Here is a 748-nt window from a genome sequence, read left to right as displayed (position 1 = left end):
GACGGGCGCAGCGCTCACCACCGGCACCGCCGGCTTCACCAATGCCGCCATCACCCACCCCGCATTCAGCGCTGCCACCGGGGCAGGCCCCAATGCGGGCACGGCCACCACCTTGACCGCCACCAACCGCGTGGTCCGCGTCGAAGGCAAATGGACTTACACCTACCTCAATACAACGGTGCCCGCAGCCGGCACCTACGGCGGCGTCAACACCAGAAACAGCCGCATTACCTATACCGCCACCCAGGTTTAACCCTCACCTTAACCCTTAGGAACCATCATGAAAAAACTCCTTCTTGTCAGCTCCCTCAGTCTCATCGGCCTGCTCAGCGCTACCGCCCATGCGGAGTCCACATTCAACGGCGCCGCAGTCAGTACTTCAACGGCCAATGCGCGCGTGGACTTCTCCATTGTGGTTCCGCAGGTGCTGTTCCTGCGCGTCGGCACCAGCTCAGGCAATACGGCAACCGACGGCACAATTGACGGTGTCGTCTTTACTGTTCCCGCTGCCAATATCGGTGACAGCAGCGTGATTGCAGGCGTCGGTGGCGACCTGACCGCAGGCGCGGTGACGGTACGTGTCTACGGCAACGGCGGCAACATCACCCTGAATTCAAACACTACCGGCCTGCTCACCAACGCCACTGGTGAAACGATCCCCTGGACCCAGATCAATGTGACGGGCGCAGCGCTCACCACCGGCACCGCCGGCTTCACCAATGCCGCCATCACCCACCCCGCATTCAGC

The 748-nt window shown here is 62.2% G+C and carries 1 protein-coding gene and 1 pseudogene; both read left to right on the top strand.

Translation table 11 applies throughout. The features are described 5' to 3' along the window. Positions 1-253 (top strand): annotated as a pseudogene (locus AC1D11_RS22190) (hypothetical protein); the annotation flags it as partial. Between the two features lie 27 nt (positions 254-280). Further along, positions 281-748: hypothetical protein (locus AC1D11_RS22185; protein ID WP_477651499.1), on the top strand; the 468-nt coding region annotated here is incomplete at its 3' end.

Source organism: Polaromonas sp. P1_E11, assembly GCF_056405995.1.
This window is presented reverse-complemented; position numbering and strand designations above follow the sequence as displayed.